Genomic DNA, 22,497 nt, shown 5'->3' with positions numbered 1-22,497 from the left:
GGCCGTTGGCGACGGTGCCGCTGTCGGCGACCGCGTCGATGGGGGCCGCGCCGACGGTCACGGAGACGGTGGCCGTGTCGCAGTTGATCGGGTTCAGCTGTTCGCAGATCTGGTAGGTGACCGTGTAGGTCCCGGCGGGCGTGCCGGGGGCGACGTTGACCGCTCCGCTGGCGGGGTCGAGCGTCACATTGGGGTTGGTGGTGGCGGTCTGGCTGACCACGACTGTCGCCAGGGTCGCCGGGACCCCGTTCAGCGTGTCGTTGGTCAGGACGTTGGCAACCGCGGTCCCGCCGTTCAGCCCGTTGGCCACGGTGCCGCTGTCGGAGACCGCGTCGATGGGCGCTGCGCCGACCGCGACCGAGACGGTGGCGACGTCGCAGTTGGTGGGGTTCAGGATCTCGCAAAGCTCGTAGGTGACTTCGTAGATCCCCGCCGGGGTCCCCGGAGCGACCGAGACCGCGCCCGTCGCGGGGTCCAGCGTCACGTTGGGGTTCGTGGTCGCAAGTTGCGCCAGAGTGGTGGTGGCCAGCGTGGCTGGGGCTCCGTTCAGCGTGTCGTTGACCAGCACGTTGGCGACGGCCGTCCCGCCCGAGGCTCCGTTCGCGACCGCGCCGCTGTCGTCCACGGCGTCGATCGGGGCCGCATCCACGACCAGCGTTGCCGTCGCGGTGTCGCAGTTCGTGGGGTAGAGGATCTCGCAGATCGTGTAGGCGTAGGTGTAGACCCCCGCCGTGGTTCCCGCCGCGACGGTAATGGTGCCATCGGGGTTCATCGTGATCGATCCGGCCGCCGGGGTGGGCGCGGTTCCGGGCGTCAGGGTGATCTGGCTTGCGAGCACGGCCAGGCTGTCAAGCGTGTCGTTGCCAAGGACCGAGGTCAGCGACCCGCCCGAGGCGCCGTTCACCGGCGTTCCGGTCCGGTCGTCGTCCACTGCGTCGATGAGGTAGACGGCGTTCGTGTCGGTCGCCGTGTTGTTGCCCGGCGCCGGGTCGGTCGTGCCGCCGGGCGCGGCGACGGTCGCCGTGTTCGCGACGCTGCCCGAGGTTGCCGTGACAGTCGCGGTCACGGTGATTTCGTAGAAGGCTCCGGACGCGAGGGCGGGCAGCGCGAAGCTGCCGCTTTCCAGCTGGGCCACCGTCGGCGCCGTGGCGCATTGCCCGGGCGTGCCCGAGCAGGCGACGGCCGTCTTGGAAAGGCCCGGGGCCACGGGATCGGACAGGATCGCCCCGGTCACGGCGGAGGGGCCCGCGTTCGTCACCCGCACGCGGTAGGTGATGCTTCCGGTCGAGCCCACCCGTGTCAGGCCGTCGGTCTTCGTCACCGAAAGGTCTGCCGTCGGGGTCACGCTGTCGGTGTCGCTGGCCGAGTTGTTGCCGGGCGTCGGGTCGGTCGACCCGGCCGGGGCGGCGACCGTCGCGAGGTTGGTCACGGAGCCCGTGGTCGCTGTCACGTTCGCCGTAATGGTGATCTCGTAGAACTGGCCCGAGGCCAGCGCGGGCAGCGCGAAGCTGCCGCCCTGAAGCTGGGTCACGCTCGGCGCGGTGGTGCACTGGCCCGGCGTGGCCGAACAGGCCACCGCGGTCTTCGTCAGGCCGGTCGACGCGGGATCGGAGAGGATCGCACCGGTGATGGTCGAGGGGCCGTTGTTGGTGACCCGGACGGTATAGGTCGTCGTGCCTCCGGCCGGGACCGAGGCCAGGCCGTTGGTCTTGGTGATGGCAAGGTCGCCCGAGGGCACCACGGACAGCGTCTGCTGCGTCTGGTTGTTCCCGGCGGTGCCGACGCTGCCGCCGTTGCGGTCGTTTCCGGCACCGGTCTGGCCGGTCAGCGTGACGGAGGTGGCCGTGCTGGTCGGGGGCAGCGTGTAGTCGAAGGTGCAGATCGCCCGGTTGTCGGGCGCGACGTTGGTGATGTCTGCGGGCAGCGCCGGGGTGCAGACCACGTTGGACACCGTGCCCACGTTGGCCGCAGGCGTGCAGAAGACTCCGCCCCGGGCGAAGTTCGGGCCGTTGTTGGTGCACGTCAGCGTAAGCCCGGTGTAGGTCGCGCCCGGGGCGATGCTGGCCGGCAGGTTCGAGAAGGCGGGCTGCATGTCCGACAGCTCGAACGAGGTGGAGACGTAGAAGGCGTCACCGCTGGTTGTGCCGGCGGTGTTCCACGCAAGGCCCGATCCCGGCGCTTCGGTGGTCGAGCGCAGGTAGACGCGCAACTGGATCTGGGTGATGCCGGTGCCCGTGACCAGCACCGAGCCGCAGGCGGCTTCGTTCGCGGTGCAGGACGCGTTGGGGTTGGCGTTGGCGTTGTTGAAGTTGTTCCCGCTTTGCACGAAGGCCGCGTTGCCCGACAGGCGCGATACCGAGGTGATGTTGTTCGCGGCAAGGTTCAGGAACTCGAACTCGGCCGAGAAGCCCTTGACCGACGTGCCCGAGGAGATGCTGCCGCCGAGGCCCGACAGGTGGATCACCGGGTTGGTCACGGGGGCCGAGTAGGTCAGCGTCAGGTCGGCCATGCGGAGCCGACCGCTGAGCGGCGCGCCGTTCTGCTGCAGGCCCTGAAGCGCGATGTACATCCGCGCGCCGTAGTTCAGCGTGGTTTCGATGCCGGTCCCCGTCGGGACGGCGGCGGTCGAGGTGAAGTTGCCGTTCGACGGCGCGCCGACGCCGCTGAGCGGCCCGTAGAAGATCGAAGCGGTGCCGTTGTTCGGCCCGCCGAAGACCGTTGCCACGCCCGAGGACACGACGGTGGATGGTGCGGTGTATTGCTGGGCCGAGAGGGTGTAGGTGACGGTCGGGGTGAAGCCGGGGGACGCGAAGGTGGTCCCGGTGGGGTTGTTCGTGTTGTTCTGCAGCGAGGTCGTGACCGTGGTCAGGGTCTGACCCGATGCGGCGTTGGCCGGCCCGCCCCCCGCGACCTGTTCCAGAGCGCTTTGCCCCAGCGCGACCTGTCCCGATCCCAGGACCGTCAGCGCGGTCAGTGCTACTCGAACCAGCCCCAGGAAACGCTGCGCGCCCATGGTTGTACTCCTACCGTCCCACCGTCCGGCCTTTTTGACTGGCCGGTACCGACACCACTGACCTTCGCGACCCTGCGGGCGCGCGAAAATTCCGACACCGGGCGTTTCGGCCCGGTCCGGTGGATCACTGCAGCGATTGAGTGGGTGTTGATGTGAGCAGGCGTTCCGGCCTTGGCCCGGACTGCCTTTCCGTGGAGCCCCTTACTCGGGCAAACCATTACCGCATCGAACGAACGCCCCGTTACTCGCTACATTTACCCCCGAAGTTCCGCACATTCTCTTTCGATTGCGGACGCACTTTCGATATTAACCCATTTTCAACCATGTGGTGCAACGGAGCAGAAAGTCTTCGTTCGGCAAAAGTGGCTTCCCCGCAACAGGACCCGATCACGACTCCGGTCGTGCCCTGCAAACGGGCAGTACCGAAGCGCGACGGCGGGTCTTCCGTCAGCCGACGCGCTTGCCCTCGATGATCTCGCGGATTTCGGCCTCGACGCGGTCGATGATGCAGTGCAGGGCGGCTTCTGCGGCGTCGGGGTCGCCGGCGACGATGGCATCGGCCAGCTCGCGGTGCGGCGGGAAGGAGGCGAGACCGAAGCCGGGGACCGAGAAGGGAGATTCCACCGAGCGCTCGAAGGCTTCGTCCATGCGCTGCAGGATCTGGCCGAACATCGGATTGCCGGTGGAATCGCAGATGGCGGCGTGGAAGGCGGCGTCGGCGGCGCGGTAGGGCTCGCCCGCGTCGACGATGGCGAGGAGCTTGGTGCAGAGCGCGTCGATCTCGGCCCGCTGGGCGGCGGAGGCGTTGATGGCCGCCCGCCGCACGGTGCCGCTTTCGATGACGCGGCGCACTTCCAGAAGGCGGAGGATCGCCTCGCCCTCAAGCTCGACCATCGTCGGCAGCGGGCCATGCGCGGCGTGGACCCGGGCGGTGAGATAGGTGCCATCGCCCTGCCGACGGCGGATCAGGCCCATGCCCTCCCAGCGGTTCAGCGCCTCGCGGATGGTGGAGCGGCCGACGCCAAGGGCCGCGGCGATGGCCACCTCGGGCGGGAGGCGGTCGCCGACCTGAAGGCCCGCCTTTTCGATCATCTCGGCCATCGCTTCCAGCACGGCCGCCCCGCGCGAGGGCGTTTCGATCGGCTCCAGCAGGTGCAGTGGGCCGCGCTCCATGAGGTCACTCCGAAGGGGCGGACAGGCAGGTGCCGCTCTGGGTCAGTCGTTATCGGCAAGCTCTGGCAGAAGCTCGGCCAGGGCAGCCACCAGCAGGTCCATCTGCGTGGAAGTGTTATAGCCCTGCGCCGACACCCGGACAATGGTGTGCGCCTGCCAGTTGAAACAGGGGATCTCGATGCCGAAGCGGTCCATGAGGCTGCGTTGCAGCACCTGCGGGTCGCAGGACGGGACGGGCATCGACACCATCTGCGGGGCGCAGAACTCGGGTGAGGAAAAGGCCGGGAGGCCGGTCAGCGCAGCGACGCGGGCGGCCGTCGCCTGGGCCAGCGCCCGACAGTCGCGGGCCACCGTGTCCCAGTCGTGCTGGCGGGCAAAGGCCAGGGCGGCGGGCAGGGACAGCCAGGCCGAGGGGTCGCGGGTGCCCTGCATCTCGAGCATGTCGATGAACGAGCTGTTGCCGAAGGGCCCGCGCGCACCGGGGTGGTTGCCGTCCTCGGTCCAGCCGTGGCTGATGACAAGCGGATGGATCATCGGCTGCAGGTCACGCCGGACATGCAGGAAGCCCGCACCCTTGGGCGACATCATCCATTTGTGGCAGTTGCCGGCGTAGAAATCGGCCCCCAGCCGGTCCAGGTTCAGCGGGATGTGGCCCGGCGTATGCGCGCCGTCGATGACCGAGTAGATCCCGCGCGCCCGCGCCTCGGCCACGACGCGCTCGATCGGGAAGACCAGCGCGGTGGCCGAGGTGATGTGGCTGAGAAACAGGACGCGGGTCCGGTCGGTTATGCCGCCCAGGATGGCGTCGGTGAACTGGTCCTCGCGCGTGAGGGGGAGGGGGATGGAGACCATCCTCACCCGCGCGCCGCTGCGGCGGCAGACATAGGCCCAGGTCTTTTCCAGCGCGGCATATTCGTGGTCGGTGGTCAGGATCTCGTCCCCGGGCTTCAGGTCCAGCGACTGGGCGACGATGTTCAGGGCGGCGGTGGCGTTGGTCTGGCCGACGATGTCGTCGGGGTCGGCGCCTACGACGCTGGCCAGCGCCTCGCGCGCCTCCCGCATCCAGCCGGAAAGGCCGCGGTTGGGGTCGAGGAAGGCCACCGGCTGGCGTTCAAGCTGCAATTGCCAGCGCTGGTACTCCTCGAACACGGGGCGGGGGCAGGCCCCGAAGGAGCCGTGGTTCAGGAAGGTGACCTGCGGGTCGAGGAGGAACAGGGGGGCCAGGTTCTCGCCCATGTCAGCGGCCTTTCAGCGTGGGGTCCAGCGCATCGCGCAGCCCGTCGCCCAGAAGCGTCGTGGCCAGCACGGTGATGGCAAGGGCCGCGGTGGGGAAGACGGCGAGGTGCCAGTAGAAGTACATGAAGTCCATTCCGACGTTGATCATCTGGCCCCAGCTGGGGACGGGTGGCGGGACGCCGATGCCGAGGAAGCTGAGCGAGGCCTCGAGCATCATCGCCAGCGGAATGGCCAGCACGAAGCCCACGATGATTGGCGAGATCGAGTTCGGGATCAGGTGGCGGCGGATGATGTAGCCGGGGCTGGCCCCCAGGGCCTGGGCCGCTCGGACGAATTCCTTTTCGCGGAAGGCCTTCACCTGAGCGCGGACCAGGAGGCAGACCTGGACCCAGCCGAAGAGCGCGGCAATCACGACGATGGTTACGAAGCCGCCGTTGGTCAGCGCGCCCAGAAGCATCGCGGCCAGTAGCGGCGGGACGACCGAGAACAGCTCGATCAGGCGCATCACCAGCCAGTCGGCCCAACCGCCGTAATAGCCCGCGATGGCCCCGAGGGGGATGCCGACGAGGACCGAGAACAGCGCGGCGGCAAAGCCGATGGACAGTGACACCCGCGCGCCATGGACGATCCGGGTGAAGAAGTCGCGGCCGAGGTCGTCGACGCCCATCCAGTGCTCGGCCGAGGGGAAGGCGAGGGCACTGGTCAGATAGGCCTGGTCGGCATAGCCCGTGGGCGTGATGAGCGGCGCGAAGAGGGCCATCAGGACGATGACGCCGAGGATCAGACCCGACACGACGGCGGCCTTGTTGTCGGCAAAGCGGCGCAGGGCAAAATAAAGCGGGCTGCGGTGTTCGGTCACGACTTGCCTCCGAACCGGATGCGCGGGTTCAAAAGCGCATAGACGATGTCCGAGATCAGGTAGGCCACGCAGAACATCATGGTGATCATCAGGATCAGCGACATCTCCAGGGGGTAGTCGCGCAGCTCGATGGACGAGACGAAATAGGCGCCAAGGCCGGGGACGCGGAACATCGCCTCGACGAAGATCGACCCGGTGGCGGTGCCGATGAACATGGGCAGGAAGACGGTGACCAGCGGCAGGGCGGCGTTGCGCAACACATGCTGGAAGATGATCCGGCGCTCGGACAGGCCCTTGGCGCGCAGGACGGTGACGAAGGGCTTGTTCATCACGTCCAGCATCGCGGACCGGGTGTAGCGGGCATAGGTCGCCATCGGCACGGCGGCATAGGCGGTGATGGGCAGGATCCAGCTGTAGGGCTTTTCCCAGCCGCCCGCCGGCAGCCAGTTCAGCCAGACCGAGAAGACCATGATCAGCATCATCGAGATGACGAAGACCGGGATCGTCAGGCCCAGGGTCGAGAAGGCCGAGACGAGGTAGTCGAACCAGGTGTTGCGGCGCAGCGCGGCGGCCATGCCGAGGAGGATGCCGAGGGGCGCCCCGATCAGCACGCCCGACCCGCCGAGGATCAGGCTGGGCGGCCAGGCGCGGGCAAGAAGTTCGGTGACGGTTTCGCCGGGGCTTTGGAAGGGCACGCCGAAGTCGAAGTGCAGGACGCCCCGCATGTAGCGCAGGTATTGTTCGTAAAGCGGCTTGTCCAGGCCGAGGCTGGCGTTGAGCTGGGCCTTCACCGCGTCCGAGACCGGCATGTCGTTGCCGTCGAAGGGCCCGCCGGGAACGGAATGCATCATGAGGAAGACGATGACCGAAACCAGGAAGAAGGTCAGGAGGATGGAAAGCAGCCGTCCGACGATGTAGCGCAGCATTCCTTCCCCCTTACCCTGCGATGGCTTCGACCAGGTGGCCCGGCGCGACCTCGACCAGTCCCGGAGTGCTGCCCGCGCCCGGCAGGCGGGGCGTTGCCGCCTGGATCTCGGCCGGGCTGAGGAAGCGGCGCGGGCGGCGGTCGCGCGGGTTCAGCACCGGAATGGCCGAGAGCAGACCCTGCGTGTAGGGATGCCGGGCATCGCCGAAGATGCTTTCGGTGGCGGCCGTCTCGACGATCCGGCCGTTGAACATCACGGCGACGCGGTCGGTCAGCGAGCGCACCACGGACAGGTCGTGGCTGATGAAGAGGATCGACAGGCCCATGTCGCGTTGCAGGTCCAGCAGGAGGTTGATGATCTGCGCCTTGACCGACACGTCGAGGGCCGAGGTCGGCTCGTCCGCCACCAGCACCTTGGGCCGCAGGATCAGCGCGCGGGCGATGGCGACGCGCTGGCGCTGGCCGCCTGACAGCTCGTGCGGATAGCGCCGGCCGAAGTCGCGGTGCAGACCCACGCGGTCCAGAAGGGCCAGCGCCTGTTCGGCCTGTTCCTCGGCGGTGCCGATGCCGTGGATGTGCAGCGGCTCGGCGATGATGCGCTGAAGCGTCATCATCGGGTTCAGCGCCGAATAGTTGTCCTGGAACACGATCTGCATCTTGCGGCGGAAGGGTTTCAGGGCGGCGGGGTCAAGGCCGGTGATGTCGCTGCCGTCGATCAGGATCCGGCCCGAGGTCGGCTCGATCAGGCGCATGGCCATCAGGCCGGTCGTCGTCTTGCCCGAGCCGGATTCTCCCACCAGGCCCAGGATCGCGTTCGGCGGCAGGGTCAGGCTGACATCGCGCACGGCGGGGTGGTCGATGTGGCCGCCGAACCAGCCGCCCTTGCGCGGCAGCTGGTAGGTCTTGCAAAGGTTGCGCAATTCCAGCGCGGGGGTGGTCATGTCAGCCCCCAGCAGGCGGCGACCCGGTCGGGCGCAATGGGCCGCATCGCGGGCACCTTGGCCGAGCAGTCGGGCAGGGCCACCGCGCAGCGCGGGTGGAAGGGGCAGCCCGGCGGCGGGTTGACCGGGTTGGGGGACATGCCCGGGATCTCGATCAGGCGCTGCTTGCCGGGGGTGCGCCCGGGGATCGAGTTCAACAGCGCGCGGGTATAGGGATGGCGGGCGTCGTCGAAGATGGCTTGCACGGGGCCTTCCTCCATCACGCGGCCGCCGTACATGACGACCACGCGGTCCACGGTTTCGGCCACGACGCCAAGGTCGTGGGTGACCATCACGAGGCCCATGCCAAGCTCGGCCTGGAGCTCCTTGATCAGCTCGAGGATCTGCGCCTGGATCGTCACGTCAAGCGCGGTGGTGGGTTCGTCGGCGAACAGGATCTTCGGGCGGCAGGACAGAGCCATCGCGATCATGGCGCGCTGCAGCATGCCGCCGGAGAGCTGGTGGGGATAGCTGTTCAGGATCGCGACCGGGGTCTTGATCCGCACGCGGTCCAGAAGGGCGACGGCCTGGTCCTTGGCCGCGGCCAGGCCGGCGTCGGTATGGGCGCGGATGGTCTCGACGATCTGGTGGCCGATGGTGAAGACCGGGTCGAAGGCCGACATCGGGTCCTGGAAGACCATCGCGGCCACCTTGCCGCGGACCCGCGCGAGGTCGCGGCGCGACGCGTTCAACATGTCGACGCCGTCCAGCATCAGGCGGTCGGCGGTGATGCGGCTGGGGGGCTGGCGCAGCAGCCGAAGCGCCGCCATGCAGGTGACGGACTTGCCCGATCCGCTTTCGCCGACGATGCCCACGCTTTCGCCCGGCTCGATGGCCAGCGAGAGGCCGCGCACGGCCTGCACCAGGCCTTCGTGCTGCGGGAAGCTGACGTGCAGGTTCTGGATGTCGACGAGCGGCATGGTCCGGTCAGGCTGGGTCGGAGCCTCTTCCGGGCTGGCCGGAAGAGGCGGTGTCGCGGGCGCGGTTACTTCGTCACATGGGTGTAGAAGTAGAGCGCCAGCTGACGCAGCGGCGAGAAGCCCAGCTTGTTCGGCAGGGTCCCGTCGCCCTTCAGGTCGGTGCTGACCACGGCATTGGTGATCGGGTGCACCAGCGGCACGAACGAGGCGTTGTCGATCAGCACCTGTTCGGCCGCGATGTAGAGCTTCAGGCGCTCTTCCCACACCGGGTTGCTGTCGGCCTGGGCCACGAGGTCGTCGTATTCCTTGACCATGTGGTGGTGACGGCCGCCGTTGTAGAAGATGCCGAAGAAGTTCGACGGATCGAGGTAGTCGTATTCATAGGGCGCGAGGAAGAGGTTGTTCTTCCGCTCCATCAGGCCGGCCATCCATTCCTGGGTCGGCATGACCTTGATGTTCATGGTGATCCCGAGCTGGTCCTTGAACTGGGCCTGCAGGTACTGAAGCATCGGCGCGGTGATCGCCCCGTTGTAGCCGCCCTGGTCACGGTACCAGATCTCGACTTCCGGGAAGCCCTCGCCGTTGGGGTAGCCCGCATCGGCCAGGAACTGCCGGGCCTTGTCGGGGTCGTAGACGGCCTGGGCGGTGATCGTGTCGTTGTACCCAGGATAGCCCGGCGGCAGCAGCGACTTGCCCGGGATGGCCAGGTCCTTGAGGACCGTCGCAGTCATCTCGTCACGGTTGATCGCATACATCAGCGCCTTGCGGACGTTGATGTTGTCGAAGGGCGGGCTTTCCAGGTCGAAGGACAGGTACGAGGTCGCAAAGACCGCGTTCTTGGCGATCTGGCCGGGGAAGCGCTGTTCGACGAAGGGGATCTGTCCGGCGTTCAGGTACGAGAAGTCGGATTCGCCCGCCATGAAGGCCGGAAGTCCCACCTCGGGCGCGCCGAGCGAGGGGTCGATGACCAGACGGTCCGCCTGGGGCTGCCAGGGGCCCGTGTACTTCGGGTTCTTCACGAAGGTCATCTTGTTGTTGGATTTCTCCCAGCTTTCCAGAAGGAAGGGGCCGGAAGAGACCATCGTCTCGACATTGGCGGCATATTCGTCGCCGTGCTTGTCCCAGACGTGCTTCGGCACCGGGTACCACAGCGAGACGACGCTGGGGAGGTAGGGCTTCGGGGCCGAGGTGGTGACGGTCAGCGTCATCTCGTCGGGGGCGGCGATGCCCAGGGTCGAGACGTCCGCCTCGCCCTTGGTGACCGCGTCCCAGTTGGCGATGCCGCCGGCGTAGCCCCAGTACCAGGCGAAGTCATAGCCGGTGGTGGCGGCGCGCTGCAGGGCGAAGATGTAGTCGCTGGCCTTCAGCGGTTCGCCGTCGCTCCAGGTCAGGCCGGGGCGGAGCTTGAAAGTCCAGGTCAGCCCGTCCTCGGACTGCGTCCAGCTTTCCGCCGCCATCGGATGCAGGTCGTAGTTGTTGTCGAAACTGGTCAGCGGCAGCTGGACGATCTCGGGGTTTCCGGCCCGGGCGTAGACGGTCTTCATGTAATCCATGTAAGAGCCGCTGGTGCTGTCGCCCGCGCTGTTGATCGTGATCTCGGCCGCAAGGGGCGTGGTGGCCAGCAGCGTCGCCGCTGCGGCAATACCCGCAAGTCGTCTTAGCAGTCTCATCGGTACCTCCACCGTCCTAAGGTCTTGTTGGCACGCGCCACCCTGAACCGGCCCGGGGTGGCCACTGGTCGTCCGCGTTCTTCGCTTTTGGACCAATGTAAGATGTCTGACAAATTCGGGAACGTCGTGCAATCCCCTTGAAGGGCGCCCGCGTGAGCGGAGGCGTCTATCAGAACAGCGTGACGTTCGGCCGGCTGCGTTCCAGCGGCGGCGGCGGTTCGTCCAGGGTGCCGGGGACGATCATCTGCTGCGCCTTGCCGGTTTGCGGCCAGAACATGACGCGGCGCGCGTTGGTCCCGCCGAAGCTTTCGGCCAGGCAGGGGATGCCCTCGGTGGCAAGGAACTCGCGCGTGAAGCAGGCATTGGCATCGCCGATCGGGGCGAGGCGGGCGGACATGTTCGCCCCGCCGAAAGCTTTGGCCACCAGGCTTGCCCGGCGCGCGCCAAGCCGCAGGATCGCGTTGATGAGCTGCTCCATCGCGTGGACGCCGTAGCGCTCGGACCGCGCATCGTGCGAGGTGCCACCGTCGGGGAGCAGGAAGTGGTTCATCCCGCCGGTGCCTGTCGACGGGTCGAACAGGCAGACGGCAACGCAGGACCCCAGCACGGTCGACAGCACGACCGGGTCGCGCGAGGCGTAGAATTCACCCTGCGTCAGGGTGATGAAGCGGTCGTTGATGATGGTCATCGGAGGGACTCCTGCCCGGCGGCGCGCAGGGCTGCCTCGGCAATCTGAAAGAGAGGGAGGCGCTGTTCGACAGTGCCCAGTTCCCAGGCGGCCCGGGGCATTCCGTAGACCAGCGAGGTGGCTTCGTCCTGGCCGATCGTCATGGCCCCGCCCTGACGCAGCGCGGCAAGGCCCCTTGCCCCGTCCCGGCCCATGCCGGTCAGGATCACGGCGACCACGCGGTCGGCCCAGGCCGTGGCGGACTGGAAGAGCTCGTCCACCGACGGGAGATGTCCCGAGACCGGCGGACCTTTCTGCAGCAGGCATCGCACCGGTCCCCCGGCATGGATGCGCAGGTGCTGGTCGCCACCGGCGGCGATGCAGACCATCCCGCGTTGCAGTTCCATCCCGTTGCGCGGGGCGACGACCTGTGCCGCGCAGGCCTTGCCGAGCAGCTGGATCAGGCTGTCGGTCCGGCCCCGGGTGGTGTGCTGGACGATGGCCGTGGGCGGACAATCGGCCGGAAAGGCCGACAGGATTTCCAGAAGCGCATCGACCCCGCCGGTCGAGGCGCCAAGAAGGAGAATGCGGTCGGCCGCCGGTTGCGCCGGGCGCGGGGGTTCCAGCAGCAGCGTCGAAGAGACTTCGGCGGGAAGCAGCGGGGCGGCGAGCACCTCTTTCAGGGCCGCACCCGCGTCTTCCGCCCCGAGGCCGTGGGTCAGCACCGGAAGCAGGCGGGCGTCGCGCAGGGGGCCGCTGCCCTGGGGCGGGGACGGGCGGCCCGAGATTTCGACCCAGCGGCAAGAGGCTGCAAGCAGCGCGGGCTGCATCTCGGCGAAGTCGCGCGACGCGACCAGGCTTGGGCCCAGGACGGCAAGGTCCGGGCGCAGGGATTGCACCATGCCCGCCATTTCAGGCAGGTTGGCCGCTTCGCCGACCACCTCGACCCAGGGCAACCGCGTCAGAAGCCGGCCGATCAGGGCCCGGGAAATCGGGCTTCGCGCGGCGAGGATGATGCGAGTGCGGGCCAACAGGGTCCCTTGGGGTCATCAGGATGCACAGTGGGGGCGGCGGCGGACCGCCACCCCCGGGTTCATGGGCGAAGATGCCTGTCAGAAGTCCTGCCACACACCCTGTGCGGCATCGCCCGAGGCGCGCGCGCGGCTGACGGGGGCGGTTGTGGTGTTCGCGACATTCTCGGACATCGGCTTCGACGCCAGGGCCGGGGTAAGCAGCAAGGCGCCCTGCCCGGCCTCGATGCGGAAGTGGCTGACCAGTCCGGCCAGCGTTGTGGCGTCCTGCTGCAGGCCCTGGCTTGCGGCCGAGGACTCTTCGACCATCGCCGCATTCTGCTGCGTCACCCGGTCCAGCTGCGTGACGCCGATGTTGATCTCGCCCAGGCCCGACGACTGTTCGGCCGCACCGCTGGCGATGTTCGACACCAGATCCGAGATATGGGCGACGCGGCCCACGATGGCTTCGATGACGGTGCCGGCGCGGTTCACCTGGTCCACCCCGGTGCGGACGTGCTGGCCGCTGGTGGTGATCAGCGCCTTGATCTCTTTCGCGGCCTCGGAGGACCGCTGGGCCAGGGCGCGCACTTCCGACGCGACGACGGCGAAGCCCTTGCCCGCATCCCCGGCCCGAGCCGCCTCGACGCCCGCGTTCAGGGCGAGCAGGTTGGTCTGGAAGGCGATATCCTCGATCGCGCCGCTGATGTTCGAGATCTGCTCGGAGGACCGCTGGATTTCGGTCATCTTGGACACGGCGGCCTTGACGACAGTGCCGCTTTCCTCGGCTTCGGCGCGGGCGGTGCGGACCGTGGCTTCCACCTCGGAGGCGCCGTCGGCATTGGCCTTTACGCTGGCCGTCAGCGCATCCAGAGCGGCGGCGGTCTCCTCCAGTGCGGCGGCCTGGTTCTCGGTACGGCGCGACAGGTCAACCGAGGCGTGGTTGATCTCGGTCGAGCGGGCGCGGATGCTTTCGGCGACGCCCACCACCTGCGAGATCGTGGCATTCAGCTTGGCCAGCGTCTGGTTGTAGTTCACGCGAAGCACTTCGTATTCGGGGCTGAAGGCCTGGTCGATCGGCGACGACAGGTCCCCCTCGGCCAGGCGCTGCATCGCGGCGCGCATCCGTTCGACCACGAGGCGCAGGTCTTCTTCCATCCGCGCGCGTTCCTGCGAGGCGAGGTCGGCCTCGCGCAGCTTCTCGAGCAGGGTTGCGACCGACCGCGCGATGTCGCCCAGGTCGTCGCCACGGCCGGTATCCTGAACCTCGAGGTCCAGCTTGCCATTGGCCATCTCGTGCAGGGTGGCGGTCTGGCGCTGCATTGGCCGGGTGATGCTGCGGGCCAGGAGGGTGCCCGTCACAAGCGCGACAAGCGCCAGGAACCCGGTGAAAAGAAGCATGTTCCGCAGGGTTGCGTTGGGTTCGGCAAGCACGTCGCTCCAGTTCTCGTTCACCACCAGCGACCAGCCGTTGCCGATTTCCTTCAGGGGAATGACCCGGGCCAGGATGGCATCGCCATGGACGTCGACGGCGTCCTCGATCAGCACGTCCTCTCCGGCCATCGCGGCACGGATCTGGGGCAGGTCGGTCGGAAGCTGGGTATATTGTGCGAAACCCTCCTCGACATGCGAGGCGGTGCGGGACCTGCCGTCAGGGCCGACCACGAAAGCCTCCAGGCTCTGGCCCGGTTTCACGTCCGCGTTCAGAATTTCGGCAAGCTTGTCGCCGTTCAACTGGACCGCAAGGACCCCCTGGACAGCGCCCTGGGCATTGGTGATGGGGGTTGCCATGAAAATCGCAAGCGTGCCGTTCGAGGGCGCATAGGGCTCCATGTCGCTGAGGAACGTCTCGCCCGGCTTTCCGGCCAGCGCCAGTTCGACGACCTTGGACAGGGCCGATCCGGCCAGCGTACCCGTCTTGACGTTGCCCAGGAAGTCCGCCTCCTTGGCCAGGGTGTAGTTCAGGTCGCCGTGAAGATCGATCAGGAACATGTCGTAGAAGTCGTCCAGCCTGGCGACCTCGCGGAACCAGGGGTTCACCCAGGCATGGACCGCATGATAGGTTTCCGGTCCGGGGGCGCGGTCGTAGGCCTTGTGCTCGCCCGCGGGCATCGGATTTTCGTCGACATAGGCCCGGCGCAGCGCGGCTTCGCCACCCGGGGCGGCGTGGATCGCGTCCGCCAGTTCCTTAAGGGCCTGGGCCGTCGCCGGAGTGCTGGCAAGCCCGCGCAGGACCGCCGCGTGTTCCTGTTTCCAGCCCAGAAGGTCCGCTTCGTGGCCTTCGCCGATGGTTTCGAACAGTCTGATCGCGCTCTCGATCGCGCTTTGCCGGAAGCTGATCGAGTTGCTGGCCTGCAGGGCGGCGCCAACGGTCAGGCACATGCCCACGATGATCGCGGGAAGCTTGTATTTCATCGGTACGTTGTTCATCGACAGCATGGCGTCACCTTTGAAGTTGAAGGGGGCAGGCGACGGCCGCGCGGGCTGTCGGCTGGGACGGAAGGGCGTCAGAAGAGTTCGACAGGCTGGTCTCTCCGGGCGTGGTAGGGGGCGTTGTGGGGATTGCGCAGGCGGGTTCGCAGGGCGCCAAGGCGGACCGGGGCGAGAAGGGGGTCGACGTCGCCGAAGACCACCGGCGCCAGCACGTCGGATTCCCCCATCGCCCGAAGGAGGTAAGCCAGGTCCCCCAGCGTCTGGTGCAGAAGGTCGATGTCCTGCAGGTCGGGAAGCGAGGTCGGGTCGGGCAGACGCTCGACGGCATTTTCGACGCTTGTGACCAGCACGCGGCAAAGCTCGATCTCGTGGGCGATGCGGTCCATGAGGTCTGCCGCAAGGATCGGGTGGCGAGGAGCGTTCATAGGCGTTTTCCGATCACTTGTTCGATGGCCGTGCGCAGGGCGGCCGTGGTGAAGGGTTTTGCGACAAGGTTGTTCAGCCGCAGCTTCTGCCCTTGCTGGATGATCTCGGGCGAGGGGGTCCCGGTGATCACGATGAAGCCGATGTTCGCGGTGGATGGCTGGCGGCGCAGCGCTTCCAGAAGCTGCAGCCCGTTCATCCCCGGCATGTTCATGTCGCACAGGACAAGGTGCACGGGCGAGGCGGTCAGCTTCGCGAGGGCGGCCTTGGGGTCAGCCTCGGCGGCACAATGGACGATCCCCATCTCGTCCAGCGCATTGGTCACGAGCGCGCGGCTGACGCCCATGTCGTCGACCACCATGACCCGCAGATTTTCCCGAACGCTCATGCCAGGGACCTTTCGGCCGCGCTTCGCACCGGCGCTTCGGCCGGATGTCCCCGAAGCCGGTAGGCGGTCGTGCCGATGTTTTCGAGAAGGGCTTCGGCCGGGCCGGCGATGCGCTCGGAATGGCCGATCAGAAGGTGGGCGCCGGGCTGCATGATGCTGGTGAAGCGGTCCCACAGCCGCACCTGCGTCGGCGCGTCGAAGTAGATCGCCACGTTGCGGCACATGATCACGTCGAAGGCGCCCCGCATCGGCCAGTCGCCCATCAGGTTCAGCGGCGCAAAGGTGATCAGGGCGCGCGCGGCCTCGCCGATCCGCAGCCCGTCGGCCCCGGTTTCGGTGAACTGGCTTCGCATCGGTTCCGGGATGCTCTCGCGCTCTGCGGCCGCGTAGTGACCGGCGCGGGCGCGGGCGATCACCTGCGGATCGACGTCGGTGGCCAGGATGCGGATGTCGTAGCGCGATGCGTCGGGCAGCAGGTCCAGAAGCGTCAGGGCGATGGAATAGGGTTCCTGCCCCGACGAGCATCCGGCCGACCACAACCGCACCCGCCCGCCGTTGCGGGCCGCCTGCAGGAGGGGGGGCAGGATCTGGGTGCGAAGCTGGTCGAAGTGGTGCATCTCGCGGAAGAAGTGCGTGACGTTGGTGGTCAGGGCCGACAGCATCTCGGTCCGCTCGGCCAGGCCCGCGCCGCTTTCCACCAGGTCGCAATAGGCGGCAAAGTCCGCCAGCCCCAGCGTCCGCAACCGGCGCAAGAGCCTGGAATAGACCAGGTCCCGCTTGATGTCGGGCAGGAAGATCCCGAATTCGGCCTGCACGCTGCGCGCGATGCGGCGGAAATCGGCGTCGGTCATGATGGCCGACGTGTCCTGGTGCGGCAACTGGATCATGCCGGCACCGGGATGCGGCGCTGGATCAGGGCCGGGAGGTCGATCACGCGGCTCATGCCCGCGTCCAGCTGCACGAGGCCCGCGATGTGGCTTTGCCCGGCGCCGCCGGTCATGGTCGGGGCGTCCTGGATGGTGCTGACGGGGATCGAGACGATCTCGGACACCGATTGCACCAGAAGGCCGATGGTGCGGGTCTCGTTCATCGCGATCATGATGACGTTCCGCATATCCGGGGCCGTCGGCCCCAGGCCGAAGCAGCAGGACAGATCGAAGACCGGAATGACCGCGCCGCGCAGGTTCATCACGCCCAGGACCTCTTCCGGGACATGGGGCAGCGGGGTGACCGCGCTTTGGCCGCGGATCTCGCGCACGTGGCGGATGTCGAGCGCGAAGCTCTGCCCGCCCGAGCTGAAGACGACGAGTTCGATTTCGCCCGTGGGGCTTGCCGGATCCTGCATGTTCTGGATCTCCATCATGTCAGTGCTGCGACGCGGGGGCCGCCCGTTGGGGGAATGGCGACCTGGGCCTGGGCAACGATCCCGTCGGGGTCGAGGATCAGCGCGATCTGCCCGTCGCCGAGGACCGTCGCGGCCGAGACGCCGGCGACCTGCCCGTAGTTGCCTTCCAGGCCCTTGATGACGACCTGGCGCTGGTCATGGACGTGGTCGACCAGAAGGGCGCAGGTGCCGCGCGCTTCGGTTTCGACCAGCAGCAGCAGCATGGGCGAGCCGTCGGGTTCGGACCGGGGGAAGCCCAGCGTCTCGGCCAGGTCGATGATCGGCACGAAGCGGCCGCGGATCGACAGGAGCCGTTCGTCCGACCCGATCTGCTGCACATCCCCGGGCAGGGGACGGATGGTTTCCAGCACGGCCGCGATTGGAACGATCACGCTGGTCCGGCCGACCGAGATCAGCATTCCGTCCAGCACGGCCAGCGTGAGGGGCAGGCTGATGGTGAACTCGGTGCCCTTGCCGGGGCGCGAGGAGATGCCGACGCGGCCGCCAAGGGCCTGGACGGCGTTGCGCACCACGTCCAGCCCGACGCCGCGCCCCGACAGAAGCGAGGTGGACGAGGCGGTCGAGAAGCCGGGCAGGAAGATCAGGTTGTCGATCTCGGACTCGCTCAGCTCGGCGCCGGCGGGAACCAGGCCCTTGGCCACCGCGACCCGCAGGACCTTTTCCCGGTCGAGGCCGGCCCCGTCGTCGCGGATGGTGATCACGACGCTGCCGGACCGGTGCGCGGCCGAAAGCCAGATGGTGCCGACCGGGTCCTTCCCCACGGCCCGCCGGCGGTCCGGCGCTTCCAGCCCGTGGTCGACCGAGTTGCGGACCATGTGCGTCAGCGGATCGGCCAGACGTTCGACGACGGTCTTGTCGATCTCGGTCGCCTCGCCCAGCATGACGAGCTGCGCCTGTTTCCCCGTGCCCTCGGCGGCCTCGCGGACGATCCGCGACATGCGCTGGAACAAGGGCTTCACCGGCTGCGCGCGGATCGCCATCACGGCTTCCTGGATGTCTCGCGCAAGCAGCCGGTAGCTTTCGACATGGGCCATCATGTCGGCGTCCTGGTGCAGCTGCAGGTCGTCGACCCGTTGGGCGATCATCGACTGGTTGATGATCAGTTCGCCCACGGCATTGAACAGCCGCTCGATCCGGTCGAGGTCGACGCGGAGCGTCGGCCGGGGTGGCCCGCCATCCGCCGTTGCGGCAGCAGGTTGCCCCACCGCCGCGACCGGGGTCACCACGGGCCCGTCTGCAAGCGCCTCGGAGGAGGCCGGGGGCAGGGGCGTCTCGGCGCTGGTCGGTGCGGGTGCTGCGGCGGGGGGGAGGTCCCCGTCCCGGGCATCGACGATCGCCAGGTCGCACAGACCGTCGACGAATTCGAAAACCGCCTCGACGGCACCCCTCCCGGCCGTGGTTTCCAGCCGGAACAGCCAGTCGAAAGCGGGTTCCAGGATGTCGGGCGACGACCAGTCCGGCAGGGCCGAGAGATCGAGCCTGGTTTGCAGGGTCCCCAGCTGGGCAAGGGTGCCGATCAGGAGCGCGGGCTCATGCCCGTTGTCGTAGAGCGCGGCATGGGGCCGGAAGCGGATCGTGAAGGTCTGCAGCGGCTGAGGGTCGGAAAACGCGTCCAGGTCCAGCGCCAGCGCGGCGAAGGCGAACGGGGGTTCGGCCTCGGGCGTCTCGGCGGCAGGCGGCGCAGGGTCCGCCGGCGCGGGCGCCTTGGCCGGTCCCGGCTCGAGACAGGTGTCCAGGGCCGCCAGCGCCGCTTCGGTCAGCGCGGGATCGACCGGCAGGTCGTTGCGCGACGCTTCGACAAGGACAGAAAGGTGATCGACCGACCGCTCGACGATGTGAAGCAGTTCGGCCGTCAGGGGCAGCTGGTCGCTGCGCACGGCGTCGAGGACGGTTTCGAACCGGTGGGCGAACCCCACCAGCCGGTCCAGCGAGAAGGCCCCGGCGCTGCCCTTGATCGAGTGGACCGCGCGAAAGATGGAATGGACGATCTCGTTGTCGCGTTCGCCAGCTTTCAGACGAGCAACCTCATCCGACACGGTTCCCAGCAGGTCCTCGGCCTCTTCGAAGAACAGGTCGCGGAAACTGTCCTGGCCGGCCATTCACTCGCCCCCCGTGACGCGGCGCACGACCTGGACGAAGGATTGGTCGTCGAAGGGCTTGACGATCCAGCCCGTTGCGCCTGCCGTGCGGGCCCGGGCCTTGAACTCGGGCGCGGTCTCGGTCGTCAGGACAAGAATGGGGACGGAACGGTTGGCGGGATCCTTGCGGATCGATTCAATCACGCCGAAGCCGTCCATGCGGGGCATGTTGATGTCGGTGATGACCACGTCGGGGCGAAGCTCGTCGAAGCGGCGCACCCCTTCGATCCCGTCCTCGGCGACCTCGCAGGTGAAGCCCGCGGCATCCAGCGCCCGATGAACCATGCTGCGCATGGTGCGCGAATCGTCGATGGCAAGGACAGTGATGGTCATTGCTGCGCCTCGATCCCAAGTGCCTCAGGCTCCAGCCCAAGCTGGGGCAGAGCGGACAGAAGTCGGTCCGGCAGGTTGACCATGCGGAACGGCAGGCCGCGCGCCGACCAGTCCCGGCAGGCCGCGACGCCGATCTGCAGGATGATCGTGTCAAGCCGGCGCAGATCCGAGGCATCGAGGCAGATCGCCCGATCCCGATGCGCCGACAGGAACGTCTGAAGCTGCAGAAGCGCACCGTCATCGCACTGGGCAGGAAGGGCCCAGAGCGCATCCGCTGCCGTCGGGGAGGAAGACTCAGTGGACCATGTCATGTGGTACCTCATACGTGATGCGAAAAGATATATACATTGCAAATTCGTTGGCAAGCAAGCACCGCGCGCCCTGCGGCTATCCTTGGAGAGCAGAGGCGTCCCATCGGGCCCCGGAAACCGTCCAAATACATGTCTGGAAACAAGAAAGATCGAATTTGCCAAGCTTGTAGACGGGTCGCCTTGTTGCGCACCAGCAACCATTTGGGCTTGCGAAAAAGTTAGAATATCGACAGATTTCACAAGACGCACCTATAACGGTTTGCGAAAAACACAGGATTCCCGAATGCGCACAGCCACACAGGTCAGAGAGGGGGAGGTCCCCTTCGGGATCGAAGAGATCTTCTTCTCGCGAACGGACGGCCGTGGCGTGATCCAGGCCGGAAACTCGGTGTTCCAGCGGGTCTCGGGCTATGACTGGGACCGTCTGATCAACGCCCCCCACCGCATCGTCCGGCACGCCGACACGCCGAAAGGCGTCTTCCATCTTCTGTGGGAGCGGATCAAATCGGGCCGCCCGACCGGGGCCTACATCTGCAACAGCTCTTCCGACGGGCGGCACTACTGGGTCTTCGCGGTCGTGGTGCCCGTGGCCGACGGCTACCTGTCGGTGCGGATCAAGCCCACCTCGGACCGGCTGGAGAAGATGAAGGCGTTGTATCGTGAGCTGTGCCAGGAGGAAGCCGCCGGGCGGACGCCGCCGGACAGTGCCGCCGCGCTGGTGGCCAGCGTCGCCCGCCTGGGGTTCCCCAGCTATGACTCGTTCCAGGCCCGTGCCCTGGCAAGCGAGGTCGACCGGCGGACGGCCCAGGTCGGCGGGCGCGGCGGGGCCAGCGCGGAACGGCTTCTGGGCGCCGAGGCGGCGGATGGCGTCGAAGCCGAGCTGACCGGAATGCAGGCGATGTTCACGGACGCGTTGCGGATCGCCCTCAACCTGCGCATCGCCGCGTCGCAGCTGGGCGAGCTGGGCCGGCCGGTCAGCGCGATTTCGGACAATTATGCGCTTCTGGCCAATGACATGGTCTCGTGGCTGAACAACCTGGCGCTGGACGAAAAGGCCGGATTCGGTGGCATCGCGCGGTCGGTGGCCGAGAACCTGTTCCTTCTGAACGCCGCCAATCTCTTGCAGGAGATGTCGCAGGCCTTTGCGCGCGACGGGATGCTGGAAGGCGTGGACGCGGCGGCCGAGCAGTCCCGGCTGAATGACGCGGCGCAGCAGTACGCGGCCAAGGCGCTGGAGTGCCAGGACCGCGCCACGCAAGAGGTGGCGGCCGTGGCCGGGCATCTGGTCGAGATGCGAAAACATGTGACGGCCCTGAACTCGATCCGGATGCTGTGTCGCATCGAGGGCGCGACGCTGCGCCATACGGGCGTTTCCCTGGACGAGATCGGCAGTCAGCTGGACGGCTTTCAGGACGAGATCGGCCGCCGGTTGCAGCGGATCACGCGGCTGGGTCAGCAGGTCCTGTGGTCGACGTCGCTGGCGTAAGCGCTCCACGCATCAGGGTTTCGCGATCGGCTGCAGTTCAATGGTGATCCGGCGGTTCCTTGGGTCTACCGGATCCTCGACGATCAACGGTGCCACATCAGCCATGCCGCCGACGGACCGGAAGCGGTCGGCCGGAACCCCGGATTCTTCCAGCAGGCGGCGGGCGGCATTGGCGCGGTCGGCGGAAAGCTCCCAGTTGCCGTAGCCGGCGCGCCCCCGGTAGGGGCTTGCGTCGGTGTGGCCGGTGATGCTGACGGCCATCGGGGTCCCGGCGATCACGGTCGAGAATTCCTTCAGGACCCGCGCAAGCACCTCGGTCACCTCGGCACTGCCCGACCGGAACATGGGACGGTCCCCGAGATCCACGATCTCGACCAGCAGACCGTCGGGGGTCCGGGCGACCATCAGGTTCCCGGCCAGGCTTTCCAGGGGGTTGCCCGTGGCCATCGTCTCCTCGATCGCCGCCTGGGCAGCGCCCAAGGGGTCGGCCGCCCCGTCGTGCGGCGGGCTGTCGGACAGGGACTCGGCCTCGCCCTCCTCGAACGCGGTCCAGGGGTTGGCCGCCTTGCCCGTGGCATTCGGCGGCGGATCGGCCGGTGGGAGTTCTTGCTGGGCGAGATCCGGCACGGGCGGCTGGGTTTCCAACGCATCGCGGATCGGCGCCGCGGCGGGGTCGAACCCCGAGATGTCGACCATCGGGACTGCGGCGGGCGTGAAGTAGTCGGCGATTCCCGAAAGCTTCTCGGCATCCGAGACCGAAAGGATCCACAGCAGCAGGAAGAAGGCCATCATCGCGGTCATGAAATCGGCATAGGCGACCTTCCAGTTGCCGCCATGGTGGCCGCCGGACACCTTCTTCACCTTCTTGATGATCGGCCGGTTGTTCGACTGCGGCGGCATGGTGCTGTCCCCTCGGCCTGCGCCCTTTTCCTCAGCATAGAGAGATTTGCGAAAAAGAAAATGCTTGTTCTTGATCCAGGCTGTGCGGCGTTGTATCCGGGTTTGCGAAAAAGATTGCACAAGGCGCCGCCGGTGCCATGATGCATCGCGAGTCGATCCTCTGCCGAGGGAAGCGCCGATGAAGGATTTGCCGCAGGATCAGGAGCCCGACCTTGGCGCGCTTGACG

The 22,497-nt window shown here is 67.5% G+C and carries 21 protein-coding genes; 1 reads left to right on the top strand and 20 read right to left on the bottom strand.

Features of this window, described 5'->3' with window-relative positions:
- From ACE3Q6_RS15675 to ACE3Q6_RS15590, 18 genes are all read right to left on the bottom strand, one after another.
- The coding region (locus ACE3Q6_RS15675; protein ID WP_374434304.1) for a hypothetical protein at nucleotides 1–3,013 on the bottom strand (3,013 nt) is incomplete at its 3' end.
- Between the two features lie 447 nt (nucleotides 3,014–3,460).
- On the bottom strand, nucleotides 3,461–4,186 hold the full coding sequence (locus tag ACE3Q6_RS15670) for a FadR/GntR family transcriptional regulator (RefSeq protein WP_374434302.1): 726 nt from the start codon (nucleotides 4,184–4,186) through the stop codon (nucleotides 3,461–3,463).
- Nucleotides 4,187–4,228: 42 nt separating this feature from the next.
- Nucleotides 4,229–5,422 (bottom strand): aminotransferase class V-fold PLP-dependent enzyme, encoded by a 1,194-nt coding sequence (locus ACE3Q6_RS15665; RefSeq protein ID WP_374434300.1) that lies wholly within the window; start codon nucleotides 5,420–5,422, stop codon nucleotides 4,229–4,231.
- 1 nt (nucleotide 5,423) lies between these two features.
- Nucleotides 5,424–6,281 (bottom strand): ABC transporter permease, encoded by an 858-nt coding sequence (locus tag ACE3Q6_RS15660; RefSeq protein WP_374434298.1) that lies wholly within the window; start codon nucleotides 6,279–6,281, stop codon nucleotides 5,424–5,426.
- Nucleotides 6,278–7,207, bottom strand: a complete 930-nt coding sequence (locus ACE3Q6_RS15655; protein WP_374434296.1) for an ABC transporter permease — start codon at nucleotides 7,205–7,207, stop codon at nucleotides 6,278–6,280. The genes ACE3Q6_RS15660 and ACE3Q6_RS15655 overlap by 4 nt, the downstream gene beginning before the upstream one ends.
- A 10-nt stretch (nucleotides 7,208–7,217) precedes the next feature.
- The gene (locus tag ACE3Q6_RS15650; protein ID WP_374434294.1) at nucleotides 7,218–8,147 is read right to left on the bottom strand and encodes an ABC transporter ATP-binding protein; all 930 of its coding nucleotides are present in this window, start codon (nucleotides 8,145–8,147) and stop codon (nucleotides 7,218–7,220) included.
- Complete coding sequence (locus tag ACE3Q6_RS15645) at nucleotides 8,144–9,106, bottom strand: ABC transporter ATP-binding protein (RefSeq protein WP_374434292.1); 963 nt, start codon at nucleotides 9,104–9,106, stop codon at nucleotides 8,144–8,146. The genes ACE3Q6_RS15650 and ACE3Q6_RS15645 overlap by 4 nt, the downstream gene beginning before the upstream one ends.
- 65 nt (nucleotides 9,107–9,171) lie before the next feature.
- Nucleotides 9,172–10,776, bottom strand: coding sequence for an ABC transporter substrate-binding protein (locus ACE3Q6_RS15640; RefSeq protein WP_374434289.1), 1,605 nt, complete (start codon nucleotides 10,774–10,776; stop codon nucleotides 9,172–9,174).
- Nucleotides 10,777–10,945: 169 nt separating this feature from the next.
- Nucleotides 10,946–11,464 carry a chemotaxis protein CheD gene (locus ACE3Q6_RS15635; RefSeq protein ID WP_374434287.1) on the bottom strand — a complete coding sequence of 173 codons (519 nt, stop codon included), beginning with the start codon at nucleotides 11,462–11,464 and terminating at the stop codon, nucleotides 10,946–10,948.
- Nucleotides 11,461–12,474, bottom strand: coding sequence for a chemotaxis protein CheB (locus tag ACE3Q6_RS15630; RefSeq protein ID WP_374434285.1), 1,014 nt, complete (start codon nucleotides 12,472–12,474; stop codon nucleotides 11,461–11,463). The genes ACE3Q6_RS15635 and ACE3Q6_RS15630 overlap by 4 nt, the downstream gene beginning before the upstream one ends.
- 81 nt (nucleotides 12,475–12,555) lie before the next feature.
- Nucleotides 12,556–14,892, bottom strand: a complete 2,337-nt coding sequence (locus ACE3Q6_RS15625) for a methyl-accepting chemotaxis protein (protein ID WP_374434283.1) — start codon at nucleotides 14,890–14,892, stop codon at nucleotides 12,556–12,558.
- A 68-nt stretch (nucleotides 14,893–14,960) separates the two neighbouring features.
- Nucleotides 14,961–15,311, bottom strand: coding sequence for a hypothetical protein (locus ACE3Q6_RS15620; RefSeq protein WP_374434281.1), 351 nt, complete (start codon nucleotides 15,309–15,311; stop codon nucleotides 14,961–14,963).
- Nucleotides 15,308–15,697 carry a response regulator gene (locus tag ACE3Q6_RS15615; RefSeq protein ID WP_374434279.1) on the bottom strand — a complete coding sequence of 130 codons (390 nt, stop codon included), beginning with the start codon at nucleotides 15,695–15,697 and terminating at the stop codon, nucleotides 15,308–15,310. The genes ACE3Q6_RS15620 and ACE3Q6_RS15615 overlap by 4 nt, the downstream gene beginning before the upstream one ends.
- On the bottom strand, nucleotides 15,694–16,548 hold the full coding sequence (locus tag ACE3Q6_RS15610) for a protein-glutamate O-methyltransferase CheR (RefSeq protein WP_374434277.1): 855 nt from the start codon (nucleotides 16,546–16,548) through the stop codon (nucleotides 15,694–15,696). The genes ACE3Q6_RS15615 and ACE3Q6_RS15610 overlap by 4 nt, the downstream gene beginning before the upstream one ends.
- 32 nt (nucleotides 16,549–16,580) lie before the next feature.
- The gene (locus ACE3Q6_RS15605) at nucleotides 16,581–17,060 is read right to left on the bottom strand and encodes a chemotaxis protein CheW (RefSeq protein ID WP_374434275.1); all 480 of its coding nucleotides are present in this window, start codon (nucleotides 17,058–17,060) and stop codon (nucleotides 16,581–16,583) included.
- Nucleotides 17,057–19,201: a chemotaxis protein CheA gene (locus ACE3Q6_RS15600; RefSeq protein ID WP_374434272.1), complete on the bottom strand. Its 2,145-nt coding sequence runs from the start codon at nucleotides 19,199–19,201 to the stop codon at nucleotides 17,057–17,059. The genes ACE3Q6_RS15605 and ACE3Q6_RS15600 overlap by 4 nt, the downstream gene beginning before the upstream one ends.
- Entirely contained in the window at nucleotides 19,202–19,573 is a 372-nt protein-coding gene (locus tag ACE3Q6_RS15595) for a response regulator (RefSeq protein WP_374434270.1), read from the bottom strand. It abuts the gene before it with no gap.
- Nucleotides 19,570–19,884, bottom strand: a complete 315-nt coding sequence (locus ACE3Q6_RS15590) for a hypothetical protein (protein ID WP_374434269.1) — start codon at nucleotides 19,882–19,884, stop codon at nucleotides 19,570–19,572. The genes ACE3Q6_RS15595 and ACE3Q6_RS15590 overlap by 4 nt, the downstream gene beginning before the upstream one ends.
- A gap of 283 nt (nucleotides 19,885–20,167) precedes the next feature.
- Between ACE3Q6_RS15590 and ACE3Q6_RS15585 the strand changes: the two genes are divergently transcribed.
- Nucleotides 20,168–21,370, top strand: a complete 1,203-nt coding sequence (locus tag ACE3Q6_RS15585; protein ID WP_374434267.1) for a glutathionylspermidine synthase — start codon at nucleotides 20,168–20,170, stop codon at nucleotides 21,368–21,370.
- Nucleotides 21,371–21,382: 12 nt separating this feature from the next.
- Here ACE3Q6_RS15585 and ACE3Q6_RS15580 read toward each other — a convergent pair whose 3' ends face one another.
- Together ACE3Q6_RS15580 and ACE3Q6_RS15575 are read right to left on the bottom strand one after the other, a co-directional pair.
- Nucleotides 21,383–22,270, bottom strand: coding sequence for a flagellar motor protein MotB (locus ACE3Q6_RS15580; RefSeq protein WP_374434265.1), 888 nt, complete (start codon nucleotides 22,268–22,270; stop codon nucleotides 21,383–21,385).
- A 31-nt stretch (nucleotides 22,271–22,301) separates the two neighbouring features.
- Nucleotides 22,302–22,497 (bottom strand): hypothetical protein (locus ACE3Q6_RS15575; protein ID WP_374434263.1); only part of this gene is annotated, 196 nt, incomplete at its 5' end.

The organism is Tabrizicola sp. (assembly GCF_041913445.1).
Lineage (GTDB): Bacteria > Pseudomonadota > Alphaproteobacteria > Rhodobacterales > Rhodobacteraceae > Tabrizicola.
The sequence above is the reverse complement of the archived record's forward strand: the minus strand, read 5'-3'. Positions and strand labels throughout refer to the sequence as shown.

Coding starts and splice junctions, on each gene's coding strand:
- ACE3Q6_RS15580 (WP_374434265.1), bottom strand. CDS start 22,270: ATGCCGCCGCAGTCGAACAACCGGCCGATCATCAAGAAGGTGAAGAAG.
- ACE3Q6_RS15655 (WP_374434296.1), bottom strand. CDS start 7,207: ATGCTGCGCTACATCGTCGGACGGCTGCTTTCCATCCTCCTGACCTTC.
- ACE3Q6_RS15605 (WP_374434275.1), bottom strand. CDS start 17,060: ATGATGGAGATCCAGAACATGCAGGATCCGGCAAGCCCCACGGGCGAA.
- ACE3Q6_RS15590 (WP_374434269.1), bottom strand. CDS start 19,884: ATGACATGGTCCACTGAGTCTTCCTCCCCGACGGCAGCGGATGCGCTC.
- ACE3Q6_RS15595 (WP_374434270.1), bottom strand. CDS start 19,573: ATGACCATCACTGTCCTTGCCATCGACGATTCGCGCACCATGCGCAGC.
- ACE3Q6_RS15625 (WP_374434283.1), bottom strand. CDS start 14,892: ATGCTGTCGATGAACAACGTACCGATGAAATACAAGCTTCCCGCGATC.
- ACE3Q6_RS15665 (WP_374434300.1), bottom strand. CDS start 5,422: ATGGGCGAGAACCTGGCCCCCCTGTTCCTCCTCGACCCGCAGGTCACC.
- ACE3Q6_RS15610 (WP_374434277.1), bottom strand. CDS start 16,548: ATGACCGACGCCGATTTCCGCCGCATCGCGCGCAGCGTGCAGGCCGAA.
- ACE3Q6_RS15620 (WP_374434281.1), bottom strand. CDS start 15,311: ATGAACGCTCCTCGCCACCCGATCCTTGCGGCAGACCTCATGGACCGC.
- ACE3Q6_RS15635 (WP_374434287.1), bottom strand. CDS start 11,464: ATGACCATCATCAACGACCGCTTCATCACCCTGACGCAGGGTGAATTC.
- ACE3Q6_RS15670 (WP_374434302.1), bottom strand. CDS start 4,186: ATGGAGCGCGGCCCACTGCACCTGCTGGAGCCGATCGAAACGCCCTCG.
- ACE3Q6_RS15650 (WP_374434294.1), bottom strand. CDS start 8,147: ATGACCACCCCCGCGCTGGAATTGCGCAACCTTTGCAAGACCTACCAG.
- ACE3Q6_RS15600 (WP_374434272.1), bottom strand. CDS start 19,201: ATGGCCGGCCAGGACAGTTTCCGCGACCTGTTCTTCGAAGAGGCCGAG.
- ACE3Q6_RS15645 (WP_374434292.1), bottom strand. CDS start 9,106: ATGCCGCTCGTCGACATCCAGAACCTGCACGTCAGCTTCCCGCAGCAC.
- ACE3Q6_RS15585 (WP_374434267.1), top strand. CDS start 20,168: ATGCGCACAGCCACACAGGTCAGAGAGGGGGAGGTCCCCTTCGGGATC.
- ACE3Q6_RS15640 (WP_374434289.1), bottom strand. CDS start 10,776: ATGAGACTGCTAAGACGACTTGCGGGTATTGCCGCAGCGGCGACGCTG.
- ACE3Q6_RS15615 (WP_374434279.1), bottom strand. CDS start 15,697: ATGAGCGTTCGGGAAAATCTGCGGGTCATGGTGGTCGACGACATGGGC.